Raw genomic sequence first — 21933 nt, forward strand, 5'->3', positions numbered from 1 at the left:
CCTCGTGCCCGGGGTTATGGGCACATTCCTCCCTGACGGACTGGCCGGGCCTTTGTGCCCGGTCATTTTTTTGTGAATGTCGGCTGTGCTGACAACGCCGACCTCTGAAGCCCTCACTTTAGCGCTCGCGGACTGCACCAAGTGGTCGCTCCGCAGGGCGGGCTACGACGTGGTGGTGGCCAAGTCGTTGCAAGCGCTACTTGGAGAATAGACGTCTATCTATCGAAGCCGAAAAATGCGCTAGAACATTGTCCAGTGCTTCAACGTCATCGATCTTGTTTTTCCAATATACATGCACGTGAGCGCTACTAGCTTGGGTCTTTGTAACCCTCACGAAGCCATTGTTGACTAAAACAGCTTCGTCTGCCCCATCAAGGATGATGTTTGACGATATAAAATTGTGTTTGTGACCACGGTTTATACCTCCGATTTTCACGCCCTTATAAATGACGGCAATTTGCATTTTCCCACTTTGAAATTCGAAAGTGCCAACACTATGCTGGTGCACTACATAGGCCCGCAAATCGGCGCTCAAATTGGTAATGGCATCTTCAAGAGGTACCGCATTTTTGGGAAATGACTGGACCCCGCCGCCAATGAGTATGCCAGCTTGCACACGTTTTCCGAGTAGATCTTCTTCTGACACGCCCGATGCGGTCATGATCGCCGCATAGTCCCTTTCAGGAATTGCAAGTGTTCGAATGTCCTTCTCCGCGGCATAAAGGTCTGTTTGTTCCGGGATTTCGTTTGCGACAACCCAGCCGTGCACGATCCCGGCACCTTGTAACTTAAAGTCTTCAACATAACGCCCGACTTGATCAACGGCATCAGACTTAGCCCTATCTTTCTTGACTTCGATCACGTGCTTTGCGCCGTCGCAATGTTGCAGCAACAAATCGATGCGCCCGCTTGGCAGCGTCAGTTGTTGTGCGACAAGTGAATATCCTTCGCCAAAAACACATGAGACGGATCGAGAGAGAAGGATTTCAAAGTACCGCTCGCTTGCCATGCACGCTCCATTCTTTCGGCGTCGGTTTGATCTGGATGCAGGTTACACCGCATTAAGATAGCTCAGATTCCATAATACGATGATTGCAGCACAACAAGACAGAGCACCTCGCCAATCACTCCATAGTGAAACTTCATCGAGATTTCTTTGTTGCTTTCTATGTTTGCTCCAATCTCCGGAACGGACTCGAACCAGACATTTGTCAAACACGACCCCCCTCACCCCTCCGGCCGAACCGCCTCGTCCCCCATCAAATACCTTGGCCCAGCCCCTTTATCCGCCGCCACATCATCCGGGTTGTAAAGCGCGCAGCGGTCTAGCGATAAACACCCGCACCCAATGCAGCCGTCCAGCTTGTTGCGCAGGCGGGTTAGGGCCTCGATCTGTTCATCAAGCTCTGCACGGAAGCCTTGGGAAATCTCGGTCCAGTCTTTCGCGGTGGGGGTTCGACCTTGGGGCAGGCGGGACAGCACCTCGCGGATGCGGTCTAAGGTGAACCCGAACTTCTGCGCGATCAACACGAAGCTTAGGCGTCGTATGTCCGAGCGTAAAAACCGCCTTTGTCCGCCCGCGTTGCGTTCGGGTGCGACCAGCCCTTGGGTTTCGTAATAGCGGATCGCGGACACGGCCAGCCCGGTGCGACCCGCCAGCGTTCCGATCGAAATCTCGTTTCTGCGGTCCATGGGAATCCCTAAAGAAAAAGCTTGAGCTAAAGTTAGCTTTAGGAATTATCAACCGAGTCGCAAATGAAATCAAGGAGGCCAAAATGGCAGTTCTGGAACATGTTAATGTGACCGTCAGCGACCCCAAGGCGACAGCCGCCTGGTTGGGCGCGGTGTTTGACTGGAAAATCCGTTGGGAAGGCGATGCGATGTCGGGTGGGTATACCGCACATGTGGGCGATGAGGGTAGCTATGTGGCTCTATACACGCCCAATAAGGCTATTGATGACCCGCAACATTCCTATACCACGCGCGCCGGGTTGAACCATGTGGGCGTCACCGTGGATGACATCGACGCAGTTGAAACGCGGGTGAAAGCCGCCGGATTCACGCCGCATAACCATGGAGATTATGAACCGGGGCGGCGGTTTTATTTCGATGACCATGATGGCATGGAATGGGAAGTGGTGTCTTATGCCTGACGGGCGGGGGCGGGCGAAACTCGCCCCTGTTCACTTTTTGCCCCGTCCTCTATGGTCGCCCCAAACGCGCGTTCACCGGAGGATATCATGAGCTTCACCCTTGCCACATGGAACATTAACTCGGTGCGTCTGCGCGAGCCGATTGTGCAGAAGCTTCTGGCCGAGGAAGGCCCTGACGTTCTGTGCCTTCAGGAATGCAAAAGCCCGGTCGAGAAGATCCCGACCGAAGGCTTCGCCGCGCTGGGCTACACCCACATGGTGGCGCGCGGGCAGAAGGGCTATAACGGCGTCGCGATCCTGTCGCGCCTGCCGATGAAAGAGGTGGTGAGCTTCGGTTTCGCTGGTCTTGATCATGCCCGCCACATCGCGGGGCAGCTGGAAAACGGCGTCACGATCCACAACTTCTATGTGCCCGCAGGCGGCGACGTGCCGGACCGTGAGGTGAACGAGAAGTTCGGGCAGAAACTTGATTACCTGACAGACATGCGCGACCAGTTTGCCCGCGAAAAGCCGGGCAAGTCGATCCTTGTGGGCGATCTGAACATCGCTCCGCGCGAAGACGATGTTTGGTCTCACAAGCAGCTTCTGAAAGTGGTCAGCCACACGCCGGTCGAGGTTGAAGCACTGGCCGAGGTTCAGGACGCCGCCAAATGGGTCGATATCACCCGGCAGGATATCCCCGAGGGGCAGCTTTACAGCTGGTGGAGCTATCGTGCGAAGGATTGGAACACGGCGGATAAGGGGCGGCGGCTGGATCACATCTGGGCCACGCCTGACATCTCGAACGCGGGTCACGCTTCGCGGGTCTTGCGCGATGCGCGCGGGTGGGAAAAACCATCTGACCACGCCCCGGTCTTTGCCACTTTCGACCTTTAAAACCGGCAGGGTAGGGGTCATATAGACCCTAGCGAATTTGAAGGAGCTTACGCGATGGAACTCGAACTTGGTGGTGCACCGGCCGCAGTTGATCTGATCAAGGATGTCAGTGAAGCAACCTTCATGCAGGACGTGGTTGAAGCGTCCCAAGAGGTTCCGATCATCGTTGATTTCTGGGCACCATGGTGTGGACCGTGCAAAACGCTTGGCCCCGCGCTGGAAGCTGCCGTCACCGAAGCGGGTGGCAAGGTCCGCATGGTTAAGGTCAATGTGGACGAAAACCAGATGATCGCAGGTCAGTTGCGTGTGCAGTCTATCCCAACGGTTTACGCCTTCTGGCAGGGTCAGCCCGCCGATGGGTTTCAAGGCGCCGTGCCGCCGTCTGAGATCAAGGAGTTTGTGAACCGAGTGGCTGCGCTGGGCGGTGATGCGGATAACGGGCTGGCGGATGCGATTGCTGCCGCAGACGAGATGCTTGAGGCTGGCGCAATTGACGACGCCGCGCAAACCTATGCCGCGATTCTGGAAGAAGACCCCAACAGTGCCGCCGCCTTTGGTGGGCTGGCACGCGCGCATATTGCGGCTGGCAAACCCGATGAGGCCGAAGCCGTTCTTAACGGCGCTCCTGCTGAGATTTCTGACGCCGCTGAACTTGAGGCCGCGCGCGCGCAGATCGAACTGGCGCGGCAGGCCGAAAACGCAGGTCCGGTGACCGAACTGCGCGCTGCGGTGGACGCGAACGCTGATGATCACCAGTCGCGCTTTGATCTGGCGGTTGCCCTGAATGCGTCAGGCGACGTGCAAGGCGCCGTTGACGAATTGCTAGAGCTTTTCCGCAGGAATAGAGACTGGAATGACGGGGCCGCCAAGGCGCAACTGTTCACGATTTTCGACGCGCTGGATGCGAAGGACCCGATTGCTTTGACCGGTCGGCGCAAGCTGTCGTCGATGATCTTTGTGTGATCGCGCAAGCCGCGCTACAGTGGGCCCATGATCTCAGCTGCTGACCTGCCCGACTTCCTGCCGTTGTTCCCCTTGCCGGGGGCGCTGCTCTTGCCGCGCGGGCGGCTGCCTTTGCATGTATTCGAACCGCGCTATCTGGCGATGTTCGATGACGCGCTAAAGACACCTGAACGGATGATCGGGATGATCCAGCCCATGGGCGAAGAATGCGGCGAAGATACGCGACTGCATTCCATCGGCTGTGCAGGGCGTATCACCTCGTTCACCGAAACCGAGGATGGGCGCTATATGATCACCTTGACCGGTGTGTCACGGTTTCGTCTGGGATCTGTGCAACAGGGCTTCACGCCATATCTTCGGGCCGAACTGGACTGGCGCAGCTTCGACCGTGATCTTGGGCAGCCCGAACACGACCCAAGCATGGACCGTGACGCATTTTTGGACCTATTGACCCGCTTTTTCGAACTGGAAGAACTGCAAACAGACTGGGAAAGCCTGCGAACTGCCGAAGACGAGTTGATGATCAACGCGCTGTCGATGTTGTGCCCGTTCGACCCGGAAGACAAGCAGGCGTTGCTGGAGGCGCCGTCGCTCAGCACCCGCCGCGAGACTCTGGTAACGCTGATGGAATATGCCCTTCGTAAAGGCGTGGGCGAGGAGAAAGTGCAATGACCGACCCGCAAGCAACTCAATTTGACCGTCGCATGATCGAAGCGCTCGTCTGCCCGGTCACTCAAACCGTGCTGAGCTATGACGCCGACAAGCAGGAGCTTGTGTCGAAAGCGGCCCGGTTGGCTTTTCCGATCCGGGGTGGCATTCCGGTGATGTTGGTGGACGAAGCGCGCAAGATCGAAGACTAGGCCCTCAGATCTGTCGGCCCTGAAGCAAGCGCGGCAGATCGCCGGTCAGCCCAGCGGCTTCGCGGATGAAGCCCCGACGCAGACCCGGCATCGCATTCACCACCCCAAGCCCAAGATCGCGAACGGTGCGTAGGATGGGATTATCATTTGAAAACAATCGGTTGGTAGCTTCGGTCGCGGCGACCATCTGCGCCACGTCGAACCGGCGCCATTGCTGGTAACGCTCTAGCACATCCAGCCGTCCGATATCCTCGCCGCGCCGACGGGCGAGGGTCAACACCTCGGCCAGGGCGGCCACATCTTTCAATCCGGCGTTCAACCCTTGCCCCGCAATCGGGTGCAATCCATGTGCGGCGTCACCCACCAACGCCAGTCGGTCGGCCACAAAAGCGTCGGCAACCGTCAGGTTAAGCGGATAGGTGAAGCGCGCGCCCGCCAGAGTGATGTCGCCCAGAAACGACCCAAACCTTGGGCGCAGTTCCTGAAGATAGCCTTCGTCATCAAGCGCATGGATGCGGGCGGCTTCTTCATGAGTTTCGGTCCACACGATCGAGCTTTGGTTGCCCGGCAACGGCAAGATGGCCAAGGGACCAGACGGCATGAAAAACTGGTGCGCCGCGCCGTTATGCGGCAGCGCGTGGCTAATCGCGCAGACCAGCGATGTCTGCCCGTAATCATGGCCGTGCCGTTTAATGCCAGCGCGTTCACATGTGCCGGATCGGCGCCCATCACAGCCCACGACCAATCGGCCTTTCAGGTGCTTGCCTGACGCAAGTTCAAGTGTAGCCGAGGCGGGGCCGACCGTCTGCGCAACCACGGTTTCCTGGTCAATTAGGGTCACTTTCGGGTGCGACTCGACCGCGTCCAGAAGGGCGCGGGACAGGAACCGATCTTCGACCATATAGCCCATTGGGCCTTCGTCGATTTCGGCGTGGTCGAACTCAAGCACGAACGGGCTGGGGCCTTCACCGGGCCTACCGTCGGAAATGCGGATATCCAGAAGCGGTTGGGCACTGGGCGCGACCTTAGGCCAGACACCAAGAGCTGACAGCAGCCGTTGCGAGGCCAGCGCAAGCGCATAACCACGACCATCGAAATCCTCGCCCCCACGCGCTCCTTTGGGCAACGCGTCAATAATCGTGACGGTAAAGCCGGTATCGGCCAGAGCAAGCGCCAAAGCAGGGCCGTTCAACCCACCGCCAACGATCAGAATATCGGCATCAAATTCCATATTGCCTTTTTGAACCCGTTGTCGGGGATTGTCCATGCGCGCCAGCGCCGCTACCGTCACGATTATACAGAACAGGAGGGCCCGATGAACAACGCATGGCTGACCATGAGCATGGGCGACCTCGGCCGCGGGATTGGCTCTGGTGAAATCAACCCGATCGCCCTGACCCAGACCTTTCTTGAGGCGATCAAGGCGCACAAATTTGCAGATCGCATCTATGCGCGGCTCACCGAAGATCGGGCGCTTTCAGAGGCCAGCGCAGCCGCTGCTCGCGCCGCATCCGGTAATCGGCTGGGGATGCTGGACGGTGTGCCGATCAGCTGGAAAGACCTGTTTGACACGGCAGGGGTCGCGACCGAGGCCGGATCGGCGTTGTTGAAGGACCGCCTGCCAACACGCGACGCGCAAGTGCTGCGCAATGCCACCGCGCAGGGTCTGGTCTGCCTCGGCAAAACCCACATGAGTGAGCTGGCCTTTTCAGGCCTTGGCCTGAACCCGGTGACGGCGACCAGCCCATGTGTGAATGATCACGACGCGGTGTCGGGCGGGTCCAGCTCGGGTGCGGCAACATCGGTAGCGTTTGGGCTCGCTGCAGGCGGAATAGGGTCTGATACGGGCGGATCTGTGCGCATCCCTTCGGCCTGGAATGACCTTGTGGGTCTGAAAACCACCTCCGGTCGCTTATCGCTTGACGGTGTCGTGCCGTTGGCCGCCAGTTTTGATACGGTCGGACCGCTGTGCCGAACGGTTGAAGATGCAGCGCTTATGCTTGCGGTTCTTGAAGGTGCTGCGCCCGCTGATCTGCGCGGTGCCAGTTTGAAAGGCGCACGGCTATTGGTGCTCGAAAATGGTTTGGAAGGTGCGCGGGGGGCTCCGAAGGCTGGTTTCGACAGTGCGCTGGATCGCCTGATGGACGGGGGCGCCGTGGTTCGGCGCGCCAAATTGCCGATTGTAGATGAGGCCCTCTCCATGTCGGGCGTGCTGTTCACCACCGAAGCCTATGCCACATGGCAAGACGAAATCGAGGCCCAACCCGACCTAATGTTCGCCGAAGTGCGCGACCGTTTCCGCGCAGGTGCGCAGTTTTCTGGCACGGCCTTCGTGCGCGCATGGCAGCGGCTCAAGGCGATCCGAGAAGAATACCACGCTCTGGTTGCCGGTTTCGATGCCGTGGTTCTGCCCACGTCGCCTATCATGCCGCCAAACATCGACCGTCTGATGAACGACCATGACTACTATGTCGAAGAAAACCTCTGGGCGCTGCGAAATACCCGGATTGGAAATCTGATGGGGTCATGCGGACTGACGGTGCCGACGGGCCTTCCTTCCACTGGCTTTATGATGCTGGGTGCGCCTATGGCTGAACAACGCCTGTTGCGCCTGGGCGCTGCTGCCGAAGCGGTGTTGGCGTAAAGACACATCTTGAACCTGCAAGCACCGAATTTATCGGCGTTTTTCTGGACCCGCCGCGGAATGCGGGCTATCGTTGGTTCAAACGGGGCGCAATGATCCCGATATTTGAGGCAGTATAAGACGTTCACATGACGTTTCCCGAGCGGTATTCCAGCTTGCCAGAATATGCATTTCCGCGGTTGCGGAGCCTCCTTGATGCCCATCAGCCGGGCGGTGAGGTGATGCATATGACCATCGGTGAGCCAAAGCACCCATTCCCGGAATGGGTCTCGCAGGTTATTGCCGATCACACCGAAGAATTCGGACTGTATCCGCCAAATGATGGGTCGCCAGAGCTTCTTGCAGTGATCGCGGGTTGGCTTGAACGTCGCTATGGTGTCCGCCTTGATCCGACGCGCCAGATCATGGCGTTGAACGGCACACGCGAAGGGTTGTTCAATACGCTGATCGCACTGTGCCCCGAAATGACCGCACGCGGGGAACGGCCCGTCGTTCTGATCCCCAACCCGTTTTATCAGGTCTATGCGGTGGCCGCAGTGACGGTTGGCGCTGAACCTGTCTTCTTGCCTGCTACGGCTGAAAACGGGTTCCTGCCCGACTATTCGCAACTTTCACCAGACGTTCTGAACCGCACCGAGGTCGCCTATATCTGCTCGCCAAGCAACCCACAGGGTGCCGTTGCAGATCGCGACTATTGGGCGAACCTGATTGCGTTGGCCGAAAAGTACGATTTCAAGATATTCGCCGACGAATGCTATTCCGAGATCTACCGCAACACCCCGCCCCCCGGCGCACTTGAAGTCGCATCAGAGGGCGGCGCAGACCCTGAACGGGTCGTGGCGTTTCATTCGCTGTCAAAACGATCAAACCTTCCGGGCCTGCGGTCTGGATTTGTCGCTGGCGGGCCGGAGTCTATCCGCCGCGTGCGCCAATTGCGGGCCTATGCCGGTGCGCCGTTGCCGCTGCCCTTGCAGCGCGTCGCGGAACGCGCTTGGGCGGATGAGGTGCATGTGGCCGCATCCCGCAAGCTCTATCAGGAAAAATACGCGCTGGCGGACAAAGTGTTCGAAGGCGTCGAAGGCTACAACGCACCAAATGCGGGCTTCTTTCTTTGGCTGCCGGTCAAAGACGGTGAAAAGGCGGCAATGAAGCTTTGGACCGAAACAGGCGTGCGGGTGCTTCCCGGTGCGTATCTGTCGCGGGATGTGAACGGTAAAAACCCCGGAAAGGGGTATATTCGGGTCGCCCTGGTGGCCCCAAAACAAGAAATGCAGCACGGGTTGGAAAAGATCCGTGACTGCCTCTTTAAGTGAGGACGTGGTGGTATGGCGTATCAGGCGAAACAACGGGATCCCATCTTTGACAGCAACACGCAGGCTGTGATCGAGCGGCGAGGCAAAGAGCTTTTGGGGCTGGGCCTTATTGCGCTTGGCATCATCTTAGCCCTGATCCTTGGCAGCTATTCACCGGAAGATCCGGGCTGGATGTCGGCAACTGACACGCCGGCGCAAAATGCGTTGGGGCGTTTGGGGGCATTCATCGCCTCGCCGCTTGCGGTTATCGCTGGGCTTGGTGCGTGGTCGCTTTCGTTGATCCTTGGCGTCTGGGGCGTTCGTATGACCTTTCATATTGGCGAAGACCGCGCCATGGGGCGCCTGATCTTTGCGCCGATCGCCGTCGCGCTGTGTTCCATCTATGCCTCGACATTGGTGCCGGGCGCGGGTTGGACCCATTCGTTCGGGTTGGGCGGATTGTTTGGCGATACCGTTCTGGGCGCACTTCTGGCAGGCCTGCCCTTCAGCGCCGGTCTGGGGTTGAAGATCATGTCTGCGATCGCAGCTGTGGCGGCGCTTTTCGCGGTCCTGTTTGTCATCGGCGTTGACCGTTTCGAACTTCAGCGCCTTGGCCATTTCCTGCTTGTTGGCGTTGTGATGACCTATGCAGGTGTCGTTTCGCTTTTGGGCAAAGGTGCCAAGGGTGCGGCACTTGGTGCAACGGCCACGGCCCGCCGCATGCAGGCAAGAAACGCTGCCCGTAAGGACCATCGCATCACCAGCGCCGAGGATGATGAGGTCTTTGACAACGAATTCACCGCCCCACCGCCGTTGCGCGCGGCACGCGTGCGTCGTCCTGAACCGCCGCTGCATGGCGCTGTCGCCCCGTCCCATGACGAGATGTTCGATGACCCCGCGCCCGCGCCCGCACCTACGAAACCGGGTTTGTTAGAGACACTTTTCCGTCGCACGCCCGAACCAGAATTGGTTGAGATGCCTACATTTGACGGTGACATCCCCGAAGGTTTGGGGGGCGAAGATCGTATTCGTGCCAAGATTGCGTCAGCCTTGAAAAACCGCGCGCACCATACGCCCTTGGCCGACCCGTCCCGGCTGGAGCCGCCGCTGGAACGTGCCGTTGCGCGCCACCGCCGCAGCCCCGACCCGATCATCCTGAACACGGCCCCGCAGCCAGAGCCGATCGCCGTCGCACCCAGCCCAGATCAAGTGGATGCGTCGGAAATGTCGCAGGACGATGACCTGATCGTCGAGGATTTGATGGATCCAAACGCTGCTGCAGCCGAACCGCGCGTCTACACGCCGGCCCATGCAGGCCTGACCCAGCCCGCCAAGAAGGTTGTGCAGCACACGACCCGCAAGCCCGTTCAACCTTCGACACGGGCCAAGGCCGAAGCCCAGCCATCGCTGAAGTTTGAAGAAAGCCATCCTGACTATGAACTGCCGCCGCTAAACCTGCTGGCCAATCCGGTGACAATCGAACGCCATCACCTGTCGGATGAGGCGCTAGAGGAAAACGCCCGGATGCTGGAAGCCGTGCTGGACGACTATGGCGTGAAAGGTGAGATCGTTTCAGTCCGCCCCGGCCCCGTTGTCACGATGTATGAACTGGAACCCGCGCCGGGCTTGAAGGCCAGCCGGGTCATTGGACTGGCCGATGATATTGCCCGGTCGATGTCAGCCTTGTCCGCGCGAGTATCCACCGTGCCCGGCCGATCGGTGATCGGTATCGAATTGCCGAACGAAAAGCGTGAAATGGTGTCGTTCCGCGAAATCCTGTCCACACGCGATTTTGGCGACGGCAATATGCGTCTGCCACTGGCGCTGGGCAAGGATATCGGGGGCGACCCGATCGTCGCCAACCTTGCCAAGATGCCTCACTTGCTGATTGCAGGGACGACCGGATCGGGCAAATCGGTGGCGATCAACACGATGATCCTGTCACTGTTGTATCGCCTGACGCCGGAAGAATGTCGGATGATCATGATCGACCCGAAGATGCTGGAACTTAGTGTCTATGATGGCATTCCGCACCTGTTGTCGCCGGTCGTGACCGACCCGAAAAAGGCCGTCGTGGCTCTGAAATGGGTCGTGGGCGAGATGGAAGACCGTTATCGCAAGATGTCCAAAATGGGCGTGCGCAACATCGAAGGCTATAACGGCCGCGTCGCCGACACGTTGGCCAAAGGCGAGATGTTCGAACGCACCGTGCAAACCGGGTTCGACGACGACACCGGCGAGCCGATTTTCGAAACCGAGGAATTTGCACCGCAGAAGCTGCCCTATATCGTGGTGGTCGTGGACGAAATGGCCGACCTGATGATGGTCGCTGGCAAGGAAATTGAGGCCTGCATCCAGCGTCTGGCGCAGATGGCGCGGGCCTCGGGTATTCACCTGATCATGGCCACGCAGCGCCCGTCGGTGGATGTGATCACTGGCACGATCAAGGCGAACTTCCCGACCCGGATCTCGTTCCAGGTGACATCGAAAATCGACAGCCGCACCATTCTGGGCGAACAAGGGGCCGAGCAGCTTCTGGGCATGGGGGACATGCTTTACATGGCCGGTGGGTCGCGGATCATCCGCGTGCATGGACCGTTCGTGTCCGATGAAGAAGTCGAAGAGATCGTGACCTATCTGAAGGGCTTCGGCGCACCCGAATATGTCGGGGGCGTGGTCGAAGGACCTGCCGACGACAAGGCGGACAATATCGACGCGGTTCTTGGCTTGAACACCGGTGGCAACACCACGGGCGAAGATGCGCAGTATGATCAGGCAGTGGCAATTGTGATTAAGGACCGCAAGTGCTCGACCTCTTACATCCAGCGCAAACTTGGGATCGGCTATAACAAGGCCGCTCGATTGGTTGAGCAAATGGAAGACGAAGGGCTCGTTTCTGCTTCGAACCATGTTGGCAAACGCGAAATCCTGATCCCAGAGCAGTAGGGACAGCCAAGATCACGCAGTGTGCCTGCACCCGGCAGGCCGCTGCGATTGCACAATCAAAGCCGCGTAAATAGGCAATAATAGACACTAATGAGGCCGAAAATGATCCAACGACGCCATACTACAGACCGCATGAGCCAAAGCGTCACGCACAAAGGAGTTGTCTACCTTGCCGGGCAAGTTGGCAATCCTGGTGACAGCGTGGCCGCACAGACGCGCGAATGCCTGGCTCGTTGTGAAACCCTGCTGAACGAGGCGGGGTCTTCGACCAAGCATATGCTGCAGGCTGTCATCTGGATGTCAGACATGGCAGATTTTGCCGAGATGAATGCGGTTTGGGATGCTTGGGTGCCCAAAGGCCACGCGCCCGCCCGCGCCACCGGATCGGCCGACCTTGCGACACCAGAGCTGAAGGTCGAAGTCATCATCACAGCAGCGGTTGCAGAGTAGCAGGCAAAGACGCTGGCGTGTTATCGCTTATCACGCACTGTTCAGGCTTAATTTCCCCAGCTTAAACGGGATAAGATGCGCCCGAGCAGTATAGGTAGGATAGATGACCCCCTTTCGTATAATGATCGCCGCAGCCGCGGTGACTATGACCGCACTTCCGGCTTTTGCCGAGAAGCTGTCGCTGAATGCCATCTCGCAATATCTGAACAAGCTGGACACGGCCAAGGCGCAGTTTACACAGATCAACGATGATGGAACGATCTCGACGGGAACGATTTTTTTGAAACGACCGGGTCGGGCGCGTTTCGAATACAATCCGCCAACAGATGCGCTGGTCGTCGCCGGTGGCTCTCAGGTCGCGATTTTTGATGGAAAATCCAACGCAGGCCCTCAGCAATACCCGCTGAAACGCACGCCTCTGAGCCTGATTCTGGCCAAAGACGTGAACCTTTCGCAGGCAAAGATGGTGGTGGGCCACACCTATGATGGAACCGCGACAACGGTCGTCGCACAAGACCCGGAAAACCCCGAGATCGGAACGATCGCGCTGAAATTTACCGACAGCCCGACCGAACTGCGTCAGTGGATCATCACCGACAACGCCGGGTCACAAACCACCGTCATCTTGGGTGAGCTAACCACGGGTGGCGCTTTGAAAAGCTCTCTTTTCTCGATCACGGCGGCGATCAAGGAACGCGCGCGCTAGAGGTCCTTGGCTGAGCCCACAAAGGGCTCAGCGTCGACACGCGGCCAGCTGACGCTGATAAAGAATGGCGCGCGCGTTGACCTCGTCCGCGATACGAACCAACCAGCTTTTTGACTTATAACTGCCACGCAGATAGCCCGTCCGACCCTCGTGATATGCCAGATACTGGTTGCGCGCGTCAGTCAGGGGGATCCCGGTCTTGGCGCGTGTCTCGTTCATATACCAACCCATGAAATCGGTCGCATCCTTGATGTCGGTGCGTCGTGCGCCCCGGCCACCTTCGTCGCGCTGGTATTCTTTCCAGGTGCCATCAAGAACCTGTGCATACCCATAGGCCGAGCTTTGGCGACCCATCGGCAACACGCCCAGAACGTATTTCACCGGGGTGCGGGCATCCCTGATGAACTTTGATTCCTGATAGACCATCGCCATTTGCACAGCGACGGGCACATTCCATTTTCGTTCGGTGCGCTTCATTGCCCGGTAGATATTGGGCCGTTGCGCGATAATGCTGCACGCATTGTCCAGATTCCGTGGCGCCTTGGAGTCCCCTCCACAGGATGCCACGAACAACAGAACCAATGCCGTGCGAAGAAGTCTGCTCATCTGCCTCTCGCAATCATTTGTTTTTTTTCGATCATAACGGAAATTGTTGGGGCTGTGAATCGAAAGAAGTCGGTTTTTTCGTTGCCGGCGAGGGCCTGCCAAAATGCGGGATTTCCGCTCATTTCGACTATGTTTACACAATTTGTTTCCCAGAAATCCGGCCGCGTTGCATGGACAACGCGCTGGATAAAACGCTATTCAGGGACTTAGGGGTTGTTAAGAATGCTGAAAACGCGTGCGAAATATCGTCTTGGGCAGGTTGTCCGCCATCGGAAGCACCCCTTCCGGGGTGTGGTTTTTGATGTCGATGCGATGTTTTCCAACACCGATGAATGGTATGACGCCATTCCCGAAGAAAGCCGTCCGCAGAAGGATCAGCCTTTCTACCATCTGCTCGCTGAGAATGACCAAAGCTATTATGTCGCTTATGTGTCCGAACAGAACCTGATTGCCGACTATTCGGGTGAACCGGTCGGGCATCCCGATCTGCCGGAGTTTTTCGGTGATTTTGAGGATGGTCAGTATCCTTTGCAGGTGCAAATGAACTGATCTTGGGTCAAAACCCGATCGCACATCCATCCTTGCGCGCATCTGATGCGCCCTCAAGAACTCCCCGATCATGATCAATGCGAATGGCTTGTGCGCCGCCGATTGGTTGTTCGGGGATCGCCGTCTTGTGCCCTATGTGCTCAAGCTGTGAACGCACAGCCGTTGCGTAGCCGCGTTCGAGGTTTAACATGCCTTTATCAAAGAACGAGCGGGGCGCGTCGATCGCGCTTTGGGCGTTTAGCCCAAAATCGACCATGTTGGACAGAAGGCGCACATGGCCATTCGGCTGGTAAGCACCACCCATGACACCAAAAGGCATCACCACCTTGCCGCCGTCACAAAGCATCCCCGGGATGATGGTGTGCATAGGCCGCTTGCCACCGGCCGCTTCGTTCGGGTGACCCGCGGCGAGGCTGAAACCGGCGCCCCTGTTTTGGAACAGGATGCCGAACCGATCCGAGGCAAGGCCCGAACCGAAGGCATGGAATATCGAATAGATCAGCGATACCGACATCCGGTCGCTGTCCACAACCGTCAGATAGACTGTGTCTTTGTGGACGGCTTCGCTTACCACGGCAGGCGACGGCAGCGCGCGGGTCGGGTTAATCAGGCCTGCCAACTGCGCTGCTGTCGTTTTGGACATCATATGGTCCAGCCGGCTTGCGGCGTCAGGGTCGGCAATGAAGCGATTGCGCGTGTCGTAGGCGAGTTTAGCGGCTTCCGCTTCGATATGGACTCGCTCTGCGCCAAAAGGATCAAATGAGCTTATGTCGAAATGCGACAGGATATTGGCCATCAAAATCGCTGTTGCGCCTTGCCCATTCGGCGGGTGTTCTACCAGTTCGATCCCGTTGTAGCTTCCCGATATCGGTGTCATATAGAAAGCATGGGGTCCCGCGAAATCATCAAGTTGGTGGGTGCCGCCCAGTGCCTGCAGGGAGGTGACAAGATCATCAGCCACTTCGCCTTCATAGAAGCCTGCGCGACCATGCGCGGCTATTTGCTTGAGCACACTGGCCTGACTGGGCGCACGAAAAACATCGCCGGGACGTGGCGGGTTGCCGTGGTGCAGATAGAAGTCTTTGGCACAGCCGGTCAGAACGCCCTCTTGGTGTGCAATGGCCCAGTCCCAGGCGGTGCGCGGGGCCACGGGTACACCTTCCTCGGCATAGTGAATTGCAGGCGCCAACACTTGGGATAGCGGTAGCCGACCCCAATCTTGCGACAGCAGACAGAAGGCATCAACCGCGCCGGGGACTGTTACGGCATCGACCGACCGCAAGGGGATTGTCTGATGCCCGGCGGCGCGAAGTCGCGCAGCACTCAGGCCTTTGGGCGCACGGCCGGATCCGTTCAACGCGATGATCCCATCCTGACCCGGCGCATCAACAAGCGCGAAGCAATCGCCACCAATCCCTGTCATTTGCGGTTCGCATAACCCAAGCAAAACAGCGGCAGCGATTGCGGCATCGACGGCGTTGCCACCAGCTTTCAGGATATCGATCGCTGTTTGCGTGGCCAGAGGGTGCGACGTGGCGCACATGGCATTTGTCGCAAATACAGCCGACCGGCCAGGAAGATGAAAGTCGCGCATGACATCCCGTTGGTTAGAGTTAGGTAAAACCTACGGGGTCGGGTTGCGATTGCCAATACAGCGGCAATTTTCAAAGCTCACTGTTTGATCGAGCGTGGTGTTGGCTGTGCGCCTGCCTCAGAAGCTCTGCGTGTCTTTCAAGGCAATTGAGAACGAGAGCCGGTTGCGATTGCCACTGCGTTGATACGACAGGTTGCGGGTCAGTTGCTTGATCAGGAACCACCCGAAACCACCTTCCGGCAAGTCGCTGGTCGGCGTGTTCAGATTATGAGCAGCGCCCGCAGGGACTTTTGCCTCAGGCAGGGGCAGACCATCATCCAACACCAGAAAAATCAGATCGTCGTCCTGTCGCGAAACGGTAAGCTCGATCACCCCAGTGTGTGTGTCGTCATAGGCATGTTCGACGATGTTGTTCAGCACCTCAGCCAGGACAATTTCGACCACCCCTTTTTCGTCTTGGGAAAGGTCGAGATGGCGCAGGCCCACCATTGACGCTTTCAGGGCGCGCCTGACGGCCAGCGCATTTCCCGGAAAAACCAAGTTCATTTCGGCTTTCTGTGCCGGCAGAGCCTTGTCGTGCAGGTCATTCGCGCACCCCGTGAAGCACAATTTCTTAGCCAGCATTGGCTATGCCGCCACCGATCGCGGCGTCAATGCTGGGATGAATAGCAAACACCGTATCCATACGGGTCAGTCGGAAGACTTTCTTGACCGTGCTCGAAAGGTTGGCCAGTTCCAACGATTTGCTGTCGGCAACCTGCTTCATCGCCGCGACAATGGCGCCCAATCCGCTGGAATCGATAAAGTCCACGCAGGTCATGTCGACAAGAATTCGGTTTGGGCCGGTTTCAGTCAGTTCGCGCATGCGATCCTTGAAGCTGATGGCAATTGCGGCATCGATCCTGTTATCGCCAACGACGATCACGCGCGTGTCGGCTATGTCTTGAAAGGTCAGTTGCACCGGGTCTCTCCTTCAGGGCTAAGTTGAGAAACAGACTAGACGGCGATCCTTACCATTCGGTAAGCGTGTCACAGATTTTGAAACCGGGATGGAGAAGAAGATGAAAAACGTAGTTATTGCGGGGGCTGCACGCACGCCCATGGCAGGTTTTCAGGGCGCTTTCTCCGGTGTCAGTGCGTCAGAGCTTGGTGGCACGGCTATCAAAGCCGCGCTGGTCGATGCTGGTGCCAAGGCTGGCGACATCGAAGAACTTCTGATGGGCTGCGTTTTGCCGGCCGGGCAAGGCCAGGCCCCCGCACGTCAGGCGGGATTCGCTGCAGGCTTGGGGAAAGAGGTGCCGGCCACGACGCTGAATAAGATGTGCGGGTCAGGCATGAAAGCTGCCATGATCGCCTATGATCAAGTCGCCCTGGGCAGCACCGAAATGATGGTTGCCGGCGGCATGGAAAGCATGACCGAAGCGCCCTATTTGCTGCCAAAGATGCGCAGCGGTGCCCGGATCGGGCATGGTGCAGTGGTTGACCACATGTTCCTTGATGGGCTTGAGGATGCCTATGACAAAGGGCGCCTGATGGGCACCTTCGCCGAGGATTGCGCCGAAAGCTTCCAGTTCACCCGCGAGGCGCAGGATGAATATGCACTGAAATCACTTTCAAACGCGCTTGAGGCGCAAAATTCCGGTGCGTTTGAGGGTGAGATTGCGCCCGTAACCATCCAGACCCGCAAGGGTGATGTCGTGGTGTCCGAGGATGAACAGCCCGGCAACGCGCGGCCTGAAAAGATCCCGACGCTGAAACCGGCCTTCCGCAAGGATGGCACCGTGACGCCGGCCAACAGCTCGTCGATTTCAGATGGCGCTGCGGCTCTGGTTGTCGCGTCTGAGGAGGCTGCCAAGGCGCAAGGCCTGAAAATTCGCGCGCGCATTCTGGGTCACGCCAGCCACGCGCAGGAACCCAACCTGTTCCCCACCGCGCCGGTTCCTGCCGCCAAAAAGCTTTTGGCGAAGCTTGGCTGGTCGACGGACGACGTAGATCTGTGGGAGGTGAACGAGGCCTTCGCCGTCGTGCCGATGGCCTTCATGCACGAAATGGGTCTGACCCGTGACAAAGTGAACGTAAACGGTGGCGCCTGTGCGCTGGGCCACCCAATCGGCGCCTCGGGCGCGCGGATCATCGTGACGCTTTTGAACGCGCTGGAAAAACGTGGGCTGAAACGCGGCGTTGCGGCGATCTGCATTGGCGGCGGAGAAGGCACAGCTATCGCGATTGAACGCGTATAAGCTCGACCGTATACAAAAGGGGCGCGGATCATCCGCGCTCCTAGGTTTTCGGAGCCCCCATGCCGCGCGTCGAGTACAAAGAACTTGCACAGACCATCGCATCCCTGACCGAAGGGGAGCGTGACGAGGTTGCCTTGATGGCGACTGTGACATGCGAAGTGCATCACGCAGATGATCGGTTCGACTGGACGGGGTTTTACCGTGTAACAGAGCCTGATTTACTGAAAATCGGCCCCTATCAAGGTGGGCATGGCTGCCTGCAAATTCCGTTCTCGCGCGGGGTCTGCGGCGCGGCGGCGCGCACGGGGCAGGCGCAATTGGTGCCGGATGTGAACGCGTTTCCCGGCCATATCGCCTGTGCGTCCTCGACCCGGTCCGAGTTGGTATTGCCGGTTTGGAATGGGGCGGGCGACCTGATTGCGGTCTTTGATATCGACAGCAATCAACCCAATGCGTTTACGCAAGACGATGCAAATCAATTGGCCGCTATCCTGAGCGACACCTTCACGCGCTAAGTGGCATTGAGAATTTCCACTTGCCTCGAATCATCTCTTCGCCCCATCGTGAAAAAAGACGTGAAATTTTCACGTGGGGTTTCAAGCCGTGAGGAATGTTCAGGATGCTGCACAGTGATCCCGCCTCAAACAGAAGCCTCGGCGCGGATATTCGCGCGCTGCGCAAGTCGCGCGGGTTGACGCTGACCGAGTTGGCCGCTGCGCTTGGCCGCTCGGTCGGGTGGCTTAGTCAGGTTGAGCGTGACAAATCCGACCCATCGATTTCGGACTTGCGGGTTATTGCCAAGGCGCTGGGCGTGCCGATGTCGCTGTTATTTGCGCATACTTCTGCCTTGGCTGATGAGCAGGGATATGTCGTGCGTGCGGGAGCGCGCCGCCCGATGGGGTCTGGCGACGAGGGGCTGATTGAAGAACTGCTTTCGCCGGACCTGACGGATGATTTTGAAGTGATTCATTCCACGTTCAAGCCGCGTTCGAAAATGCAGACACCGGCGCTGCGCCCAACGCAAGAGCTTGGCTATATGGTGGCCGGAAAACTCGATCTGACAATCGGTGGCCGCCGTTTCACCGTCGGGCCGGGTGACAGTTTTCGCATCCGTAACGAACTGCACGAATGGGCCAACCCCTATGACGAACCCGCCGTCGCCGTGTGGGTCATCGCCCCGCCGGTGTATTAAGGAGATCGCCATGCTGAAAGGAAGCTGCCTCTGCGGCAATATCCAATTCGAAACGTCCGCGAGGCCGAAGGGCAATTCGATGTGCCACTGCGGTCAGTGCCGCAAGCAATCCGGCGGGATTTGGTCGTCTGCCTATGTGCCGGAACGCGACCTGACAATCACGGGTGACGTGTCCTGGTATGCGGCCAGCCCCACGGCCAAGCGCGGTTTCTGCGCGTCCTGCGGGTCGTTTCTGTTCTGGAAAGCCCATGACGATGACACGATCAGTTTCTCGTTGGGTGCCATCGACGGCCCAACCGGTCTGACACTGGAAAAGCACATCTTTGTTGCCGACAAAGGCGACTATTACGACATCACAGACGGCCTGCCGCAAAGCGCGCAGTGACACCCAAAATGGACGGAGCCCAAAATGTCTGATTTCCCCACCAAAGCCCGCGTCGTCATCATCGGCGGCGGTGTCGTCGGCGCCTCGTCGCTGTATCACCTTGCCAAGAAGGGTTGGACCGACTGCGTTCTGCTGGAAAAGAACGAGCTGACGGCGGGGTCTACATGGCACGCGGCGGGCAATGTTCCGACCTTCTCAACCTCATGGGCGATTATGAACATGCAGCGCTATTCGACCGAGCTTTATGCGCGGTTGGGCGACGAGGTGGATTATCCGATGAACTACCACGTCACCGGGTCGATCCGTTTGGCGCATACGAAGGAACGGATGCAGGAGTTTCAGCGTGCAGCTTCGATGGGTCGTTATCAAGGAATGGATATCGAGATCCTGACCCCGGATGAAACCAAGGCGCGGTATCCGTTTCTCGAAACGCATGATCTTGTGGGTGCGCTGTATGATCCGCATGACGGTGACATAGACCCGGCGCAGTTGACGCAGGCTCTGGCAAAAGGCGCGCGCGATATGGGCGCCAAGATTGTGCGGTTCTGTCCGGCAAATGGCGTCACCCAGCACGTTGACGGCACGTGGACCGTCCACACCGAAAAGGGCGACATTGCTTGCGATTATGTGGTGAACGCGGCCGGGTATTATGCCCAGCGCGTCGGTGAGTGGTTCAAACCGTATGGAGGGCGCACCGTGCCGATGATGGTGATGAGCCACCAATATCTATTGTCCGAAGAAATCCCTGAAATAGAGACTTATACTAAAGAAACCGGGAAGAAGCTGCCTCTGCTGCGGGATGTGGATGTGTCGTATTATCTGCGGCAGGAAAAACATGGCTTCAACCTCGGCCCCTATGAGCCCAACTGCAAGGCGCATTGGCATACCGACGCCGACCCGATGCCCGATGATTTCAGCTTTCAGCTTTGGAACGACGATCTGGACCGGATCGAAGAGATCGTGACCGACGCAATGGAACGCGTGCCAGCGCTGGCCACGGCTGGCGTGTCGCGTGTGATCAACGGCCCGATCCCCTATGCGCCCGATGGGCTACCTCTGCTTGGCCCCATGCCCGGCGTGAAGAACGCGTTTGAGGCCTGTGTATTCACCTTCGGGATCGCGCAGGGTGGTGGTGCTGGGAAGGTGCTGGCGGAATGGATCGTGGACGGACAAACCGAGTGGGATATGTGGTCTGTCGATCCACGCCGTTACACCGACTATACCGACCACGATTACTGCGTGCAAAAAGGGATGGAGGTTTATGGCAACGAATATGCCATGCATTTCCCTCGCCACGAATGGCCCGCCGCACGTGACAAAAAGCTGTCTCCCATCCATGACAAAGTGATCGCCGCTGGTGGCGTTATGGGTGTCTATAACGGCTGGGAACGCGCGAATTGGTACGCCAAGCCCGGTGACGATACCTCGCTTGAGGCAACGCATACATGGGGTCGCTCGGGTCCGTGGGAGCAACGTATCCGCGAAGAATGCGAAGCCGTGAGTGACGGTGTGGGCGTGTTGGACCTGCCGGGGTTTTCCCGCTTCAACCTGTCGGGCGATGGCGCAGCGGAATGGCTGCGCGGCATGTGCACCGGGGGTTTGCCAAAAATCGGTCGGATGAACCTTCTCTATTTCGCCGATACCCGCGGGCGCATCCTGACCGAGATGTCGTGTATGCGTCATGCGGACGACTTCTTTACCCTGATCACCGCCGCCACGGCGCAATGGCATGACTTCGAAGTCTTGGCCCGTGCGTTGCCTGCGGGGCTGTCGCTAACGGACCATACAAGAGACTATTCCACCCTGATTGTCACCGGACCCAAGGCCCGCGATCTGTTTAAAGGGCTGGGGACAAAGGCCGATCTGACCGCGCCTTGGCTGTCGCATCAGCCCGCGAGCGTGGCTGGGGTCGACTGCGCCCTTGCCCGGGTCAGCTTTGCCGGGGAACTGGGTTGGGAAATCCACGCCGACAACGCGAGTATCCCCGCGCTTTACGATGCGGTGATCGGCGCGGGTGCCAAGCCCTTCGGCATGTATGCGTTGGACAGTCTGCGGCTTGAGAAAGGGTATCGCGCGTGGAAAGGCGACCTGTCCACCGACTACACCATGTTCGAAGGGGGGCTGGATCGTTTCGCGCGTCTGGACAAGCCGCAAGACTTCCCGGGCAAAGCGGCGCTGCGGGCCGAAGCCAAAACCGGCCCAAAGAAGCGCTTTGTCACGATGATCGTCGACGCGGGGGATACCGACGCGCCCTATATGTCGTGCATTTGGCATGACGGTCAGATTGTCGGCGAAACCACGTCTGGCGGCTGGGGCTATCGCGTGGGTGCCTCAATCGCGCTGGGTATGGTGCGCGCTGATCTTGCAACCCCCGGCACCGAGCTTCAGGTCGAGATCTACGGCGAACGACGTCCAGCAATCGTGCAGCCCGACCAACCGCTGTGGGATCCGAACAACGAACGGCTGCGTGTGTAATG

General features: G+C 58.3%; 23 protein-coding genes. 16 read left to right on the forward strand and 7 right to left on the reverse strand.

Features of this window, described 5'->3' with window-relative positions; translation table 11 throughout:
• Window positions 1-196: 196 nt before the first annotated feature.
• Together Q0864_RS06515 and soxR are read right to left on the reverse strand one after the other, a co-directional pair.
• Window positions 197-1009 carry an endonuclease NucS domain-containing protein gene (locus Q0864_RS06515; RefSeq protein ID WP_298566992.1) on the reverse strand — a complete coding sequence of 271 codons (813 nt, stop codon included), beginning with the start codon at window positions 1007-1009 and terminating at the stop codon, window positions 197-199.
• 218 nt (window positions 1010-1227) lie between these two features.
• Window positions 1228-1692 (reverse strand): redox-sensitive transcriptional activator SoxR, encoded by a 465-nt coding sequence (gene soxR / locus Q0864_RS06520; protein ID WP_298566993.1) that lies wholly within the window; start codon window positions 1690-1692, stop codon window positions 1228-1230.
• 83 nt (window positions 1693-1775) lie between these two features.
• Between soxR and Q0864_RS06525 the strand changes: the two genes are divergently transcribed.
• The 5 genes from Q0864_RS06525 (at window position 1776) to Q0864_RS06545 (ending at window position 4852) form a co-directional block, all read left to right on the forward strand.
• Window positions 1776-2153 carry a VOC family protein gene (locus Q0864_RS06525; RefSeq protein ID WP_298566994.1) on the forward strand — a complete coding sequence of 126 codons (378 nt, stop codon included), beginning with the start codon at window positions 1776-1778 and terminating at the stop codon, window positions 2151-2153.
• 87 nt (window positions 2154-2240) lie between these two features.
• Window positions 2241-3029 carry an exodeoxyribonuclease III gene (locus tag Q0864_RS06530; protein WP_298566995.1) on the forward strand — a complete coding sequence of 263 codons (789 nt, stop codon included), beginning with the start codon at window positions 2241-2243 and terminating at the stop codon, window positions 3027-3029.
• Between the two features lie 54 nt (window positions 3030-3083).
• The gene (trxA, locus tag Q0864_RS06535; RefSeq protein ID WP_298566997.1) at window positions 3084-3992 is read left to right on the forward strand and encodes a thioredoxin; all 909 of its coding nucleotides are present in this window, start codon (window positions 3084-3086) and stop codon (window positions 3990-3992) included.
• Between the two features lie 27 nt (window positions 3993-4019).
• On the forward strand, window positions 4020-4664 hold the full coding sequence (locus tag Q0864_RS06540; protein ID WP_298566999.1) for an LON peptidase substrate-binding domain-containing protein: 645 nt from the start codon (window positions 4020-4022) through the stop codon (window positions 4662-4664).
• Complete coding sequence (locus Q0864_RS06545) at window positions 4661-4852, forward strand: Trm112 family protein (protein ID WP_298567001.1); 192 nt, start codon at window positions 4661-4663, stop codon at window positions 4850-4852. The genes Q0864_RS06540 and Q0864_RS06545 overlap by 4 nt, the downstream gene beginning before the upstream one ends.
• Window positions 4853-4856: 4 nt before the next feature.
• Here Q0864_RS06545 and Q0864_RS06550 read toward each other — a convergent pair whose 3' ends face one another.
• On the reverse strand, window positions 4857-6083 hold the full coding sequence (locus Q0864_RS06550; RefSeq protein WP_298567002.1) for an FAD-dependent monooxygenase: 1227 nt from the start codon (window positions 6081-6083) through the stop codon (window positions 4857-4859).
• A gap of 84 nt (window positions 6084-6167) precedes the next feature.
• Here Q0864_RS06550 and Q0864_RS06555 point away from each other — a divergent pair, with 84 nt between their 5' ends.
• The 5 genes from Q0864_RS06555 (at window position 6168) to Q0864_RS06575 (ending at window position 12890) form a co-directional block, all read left to right on the forward strand.
• On the forward strand, window positions 6168-7496 hold the full coding sequence (locus Q0864_RS06555; protein ID WP_298567004.1) for an amidase family protein: 1329 nt from the start codon (window positions 6168-6170) through the stop codon (window positions 7494-7496).
• 128 nt (window positions 7497-7624) lie between these two features.
• Complete coding sequence (locus tag Q0864_RS06560; protein WP_298567006.1) at window positions 7625-8809, forward strand: aminotransferase class I/II-fold pyridoxal phosphate-dependent enzyme; 1185 nt, start codon at window positions 7625-7627, stop codon at window positions 8807-8809.
• A gap of 12 nt (window positions 8810-8821) precedes the next feature.
• Complete coding sequence (locus tag Q0864_RS06565) at window positions 8822-11734, forward strand: DNA translocase FtsK (RefSeq protein ID WP_298567008.1); 2913 nt, start codon at window positions 8822-8824, stop codon at window positions 11732-11734.
• A gap of 102 nt (window positions 11735-11836) precedes the next feature.
• Entirely contained in the window at window positions 11837-12184 is a 348-nt protein-coding gene (locus Q0864_RS06570; protein WP_298567010.1) for a RidA family protein, read from the forward strand.
• A gap of 103 nt (window positions 12185-12287) precedes the next feature.
• The gene (locus tag Q0864_RS06575; protein WP_298567012.1) at window positions 12288-12890 is read left to right on the forward strand and encodes an outer membrane lipoprotein carrier protein LolA; all 603 of its coding nucleotides are present in this window, start codon (window positions 12288-12290) and stop codon (window positions 12888-12890) included.
• A 27-nt stretch (window positions 12891-12917) separates the two neighbouring features.
• Here the strand turns inward: Q0864_RS06575 and Q0864_RS06580 are convergent, their stop codons facing one another.
• A complete protein-coding gene (locus tag Q0864_RS06580) occupies window positions 12918-13496 on the reverse strand; it encodes a transglycosylase SLT domain-containing protein (RefSeq protein WP_298567014.1) in 579 nt (192 codons plus the stop codon).
• 222 nt (window positions 13497-13718) lie between these two features.
• On the opposite strand from Q0864_RS06580, the gene hspQ reads away from it, so the two are divergent.
• On the forward strand, window positions 13719-14045 hold the full coding sequence (hspQ, locus tag Q0864_RS06585) for a heat shock protein HspQ (RefSeq protein WP_298567016.1): 327 nt from the start codon (window positions 13719-13721) through the stop codon (window positions 14043-14045).
• Between the two features lie 7 nt (window positions 14046-14052).
• Here the strand turns inward: hspQ and Q0864_RS06590 are convergent, their stop codons facing one another.
• The 3 genes from Q0864_RS06590 to Q0864_RS06600 form a co-directional block, all read right to left on the reverse strand.
• Window positions 14053-15639, reverse strand: a complete 1587-nt coding sequence (locus Q0864_RS06590) for a gamma-glutamyltransferase family protein (RefSeq protein ID WP_298567018.1) — start codon at window positions 15637-15639, stop codon at window positions 14053-14055.
• Window positions 15640-15756: 117 nt separating this feature from the next.
• Window positions 15757-16263 carry an ATP-binding protein gene (locus Q0864_RS06595; RefSeq protein WP_298567019.1) on the reverse strand — a complete coding sequence of 169 codons (507 nt, stop codon included), beginning with the start codon at window positions 16261-16263 and terminating at the stop codon, window positions 15757-15759.
• Window positions 16253-16600 carry an STAS domain-containing protein gene (locus Q0864_RS06600; protein WP_298567021.1) on the reverse strand — a complete coding sequence of 116 codons (348 nt, stop codon included), beginning with the start codon at window positions 16598-16600 and terminating at the stop codon, window positions 16253-16255. The genes Q0864_RS06595 and Q0864_RS06600 overlap by 11 nt, the downstream gene beginning before the upstream one ends.
• A gap of 100 nt (window positions 16601-16700) precedes the next feature.
• On the opposite strand from Q0864_RS06600, the gene Q0864_RS06605 reads away from it, so the two are divergent.
• From Q0864_RS06605 to Q0864_RS06625, 5 genes are all read left to right on the forward strand, one after another.
• Window positions 16701-17879, forward strand: a complete 1179-nt coding sequence (locus Q0864_RS06605; protein WP_298567023.1) for an acetyl-CoA C-acyltransferase — start codon at window positions 16701-16703, stop codon at window positions 17877-17879.
• A 59-nt stretch (window positions 17880-17938) separates the two neighbouring features.
• Window positions 17939-18394: a GAF domain-containing protein gene (locus Q0864_RS06610; RefSeq protein WP_298567025.1), complete on the forward strand. Its 456-nt coding sequence runs from the start codon at window positions 17939-17941 to the stop codon at window positions 18392-18394.
• Window positions 18395-18498: 104 nt separating this feature from the next.
• Complete coding sequence (locus Q0864_RS06615) at window positions 18499-19071, forward strand: XRE family transcriptional regulator (protein WP_298567027.1); 573 nt, start codon at window positions 18499-18501, stop codon at window positions 19069-19071.
• Window positions 19072-19081: 10 nt separating this feature from the next.
• Window positions 19082-19456 carry a GFA family protein gene (locus tag Q0864_RS06620; protein WP_298567029.1) on the forward strand — a complete coding sequence of 125 codons (375 nt, stop codon included), beginning with the start codon at window positions 19082-19084 and terminating at the stop codon, window positions 19454-19456.
• Window positions 19457-19480: 24 nt separating this feature from the next.
• Window positions 19481-21931, forward strand: coding sequence for an FAD-dependent oxidoreductase (locus tag Q0864_RS06625; RefSeq protein ID WP_298567030.1), 2451 nt, complete (start codon window positions 19481-19483; stop codon window positions 21929-21931).
• The last annotated feature ends 2 nt before the right edge of the window (window positions 21932-21933 follow it).

This window comes from uncultured Aliiroseovarius sp. (assembly GCF_947497285.1).
Classification (GTDB): Bacteria; Pseudomonadota; Alphaproteobacteria; order Rhodobacterales; family Rhodobacteraceae; genus Aliiroseovarius.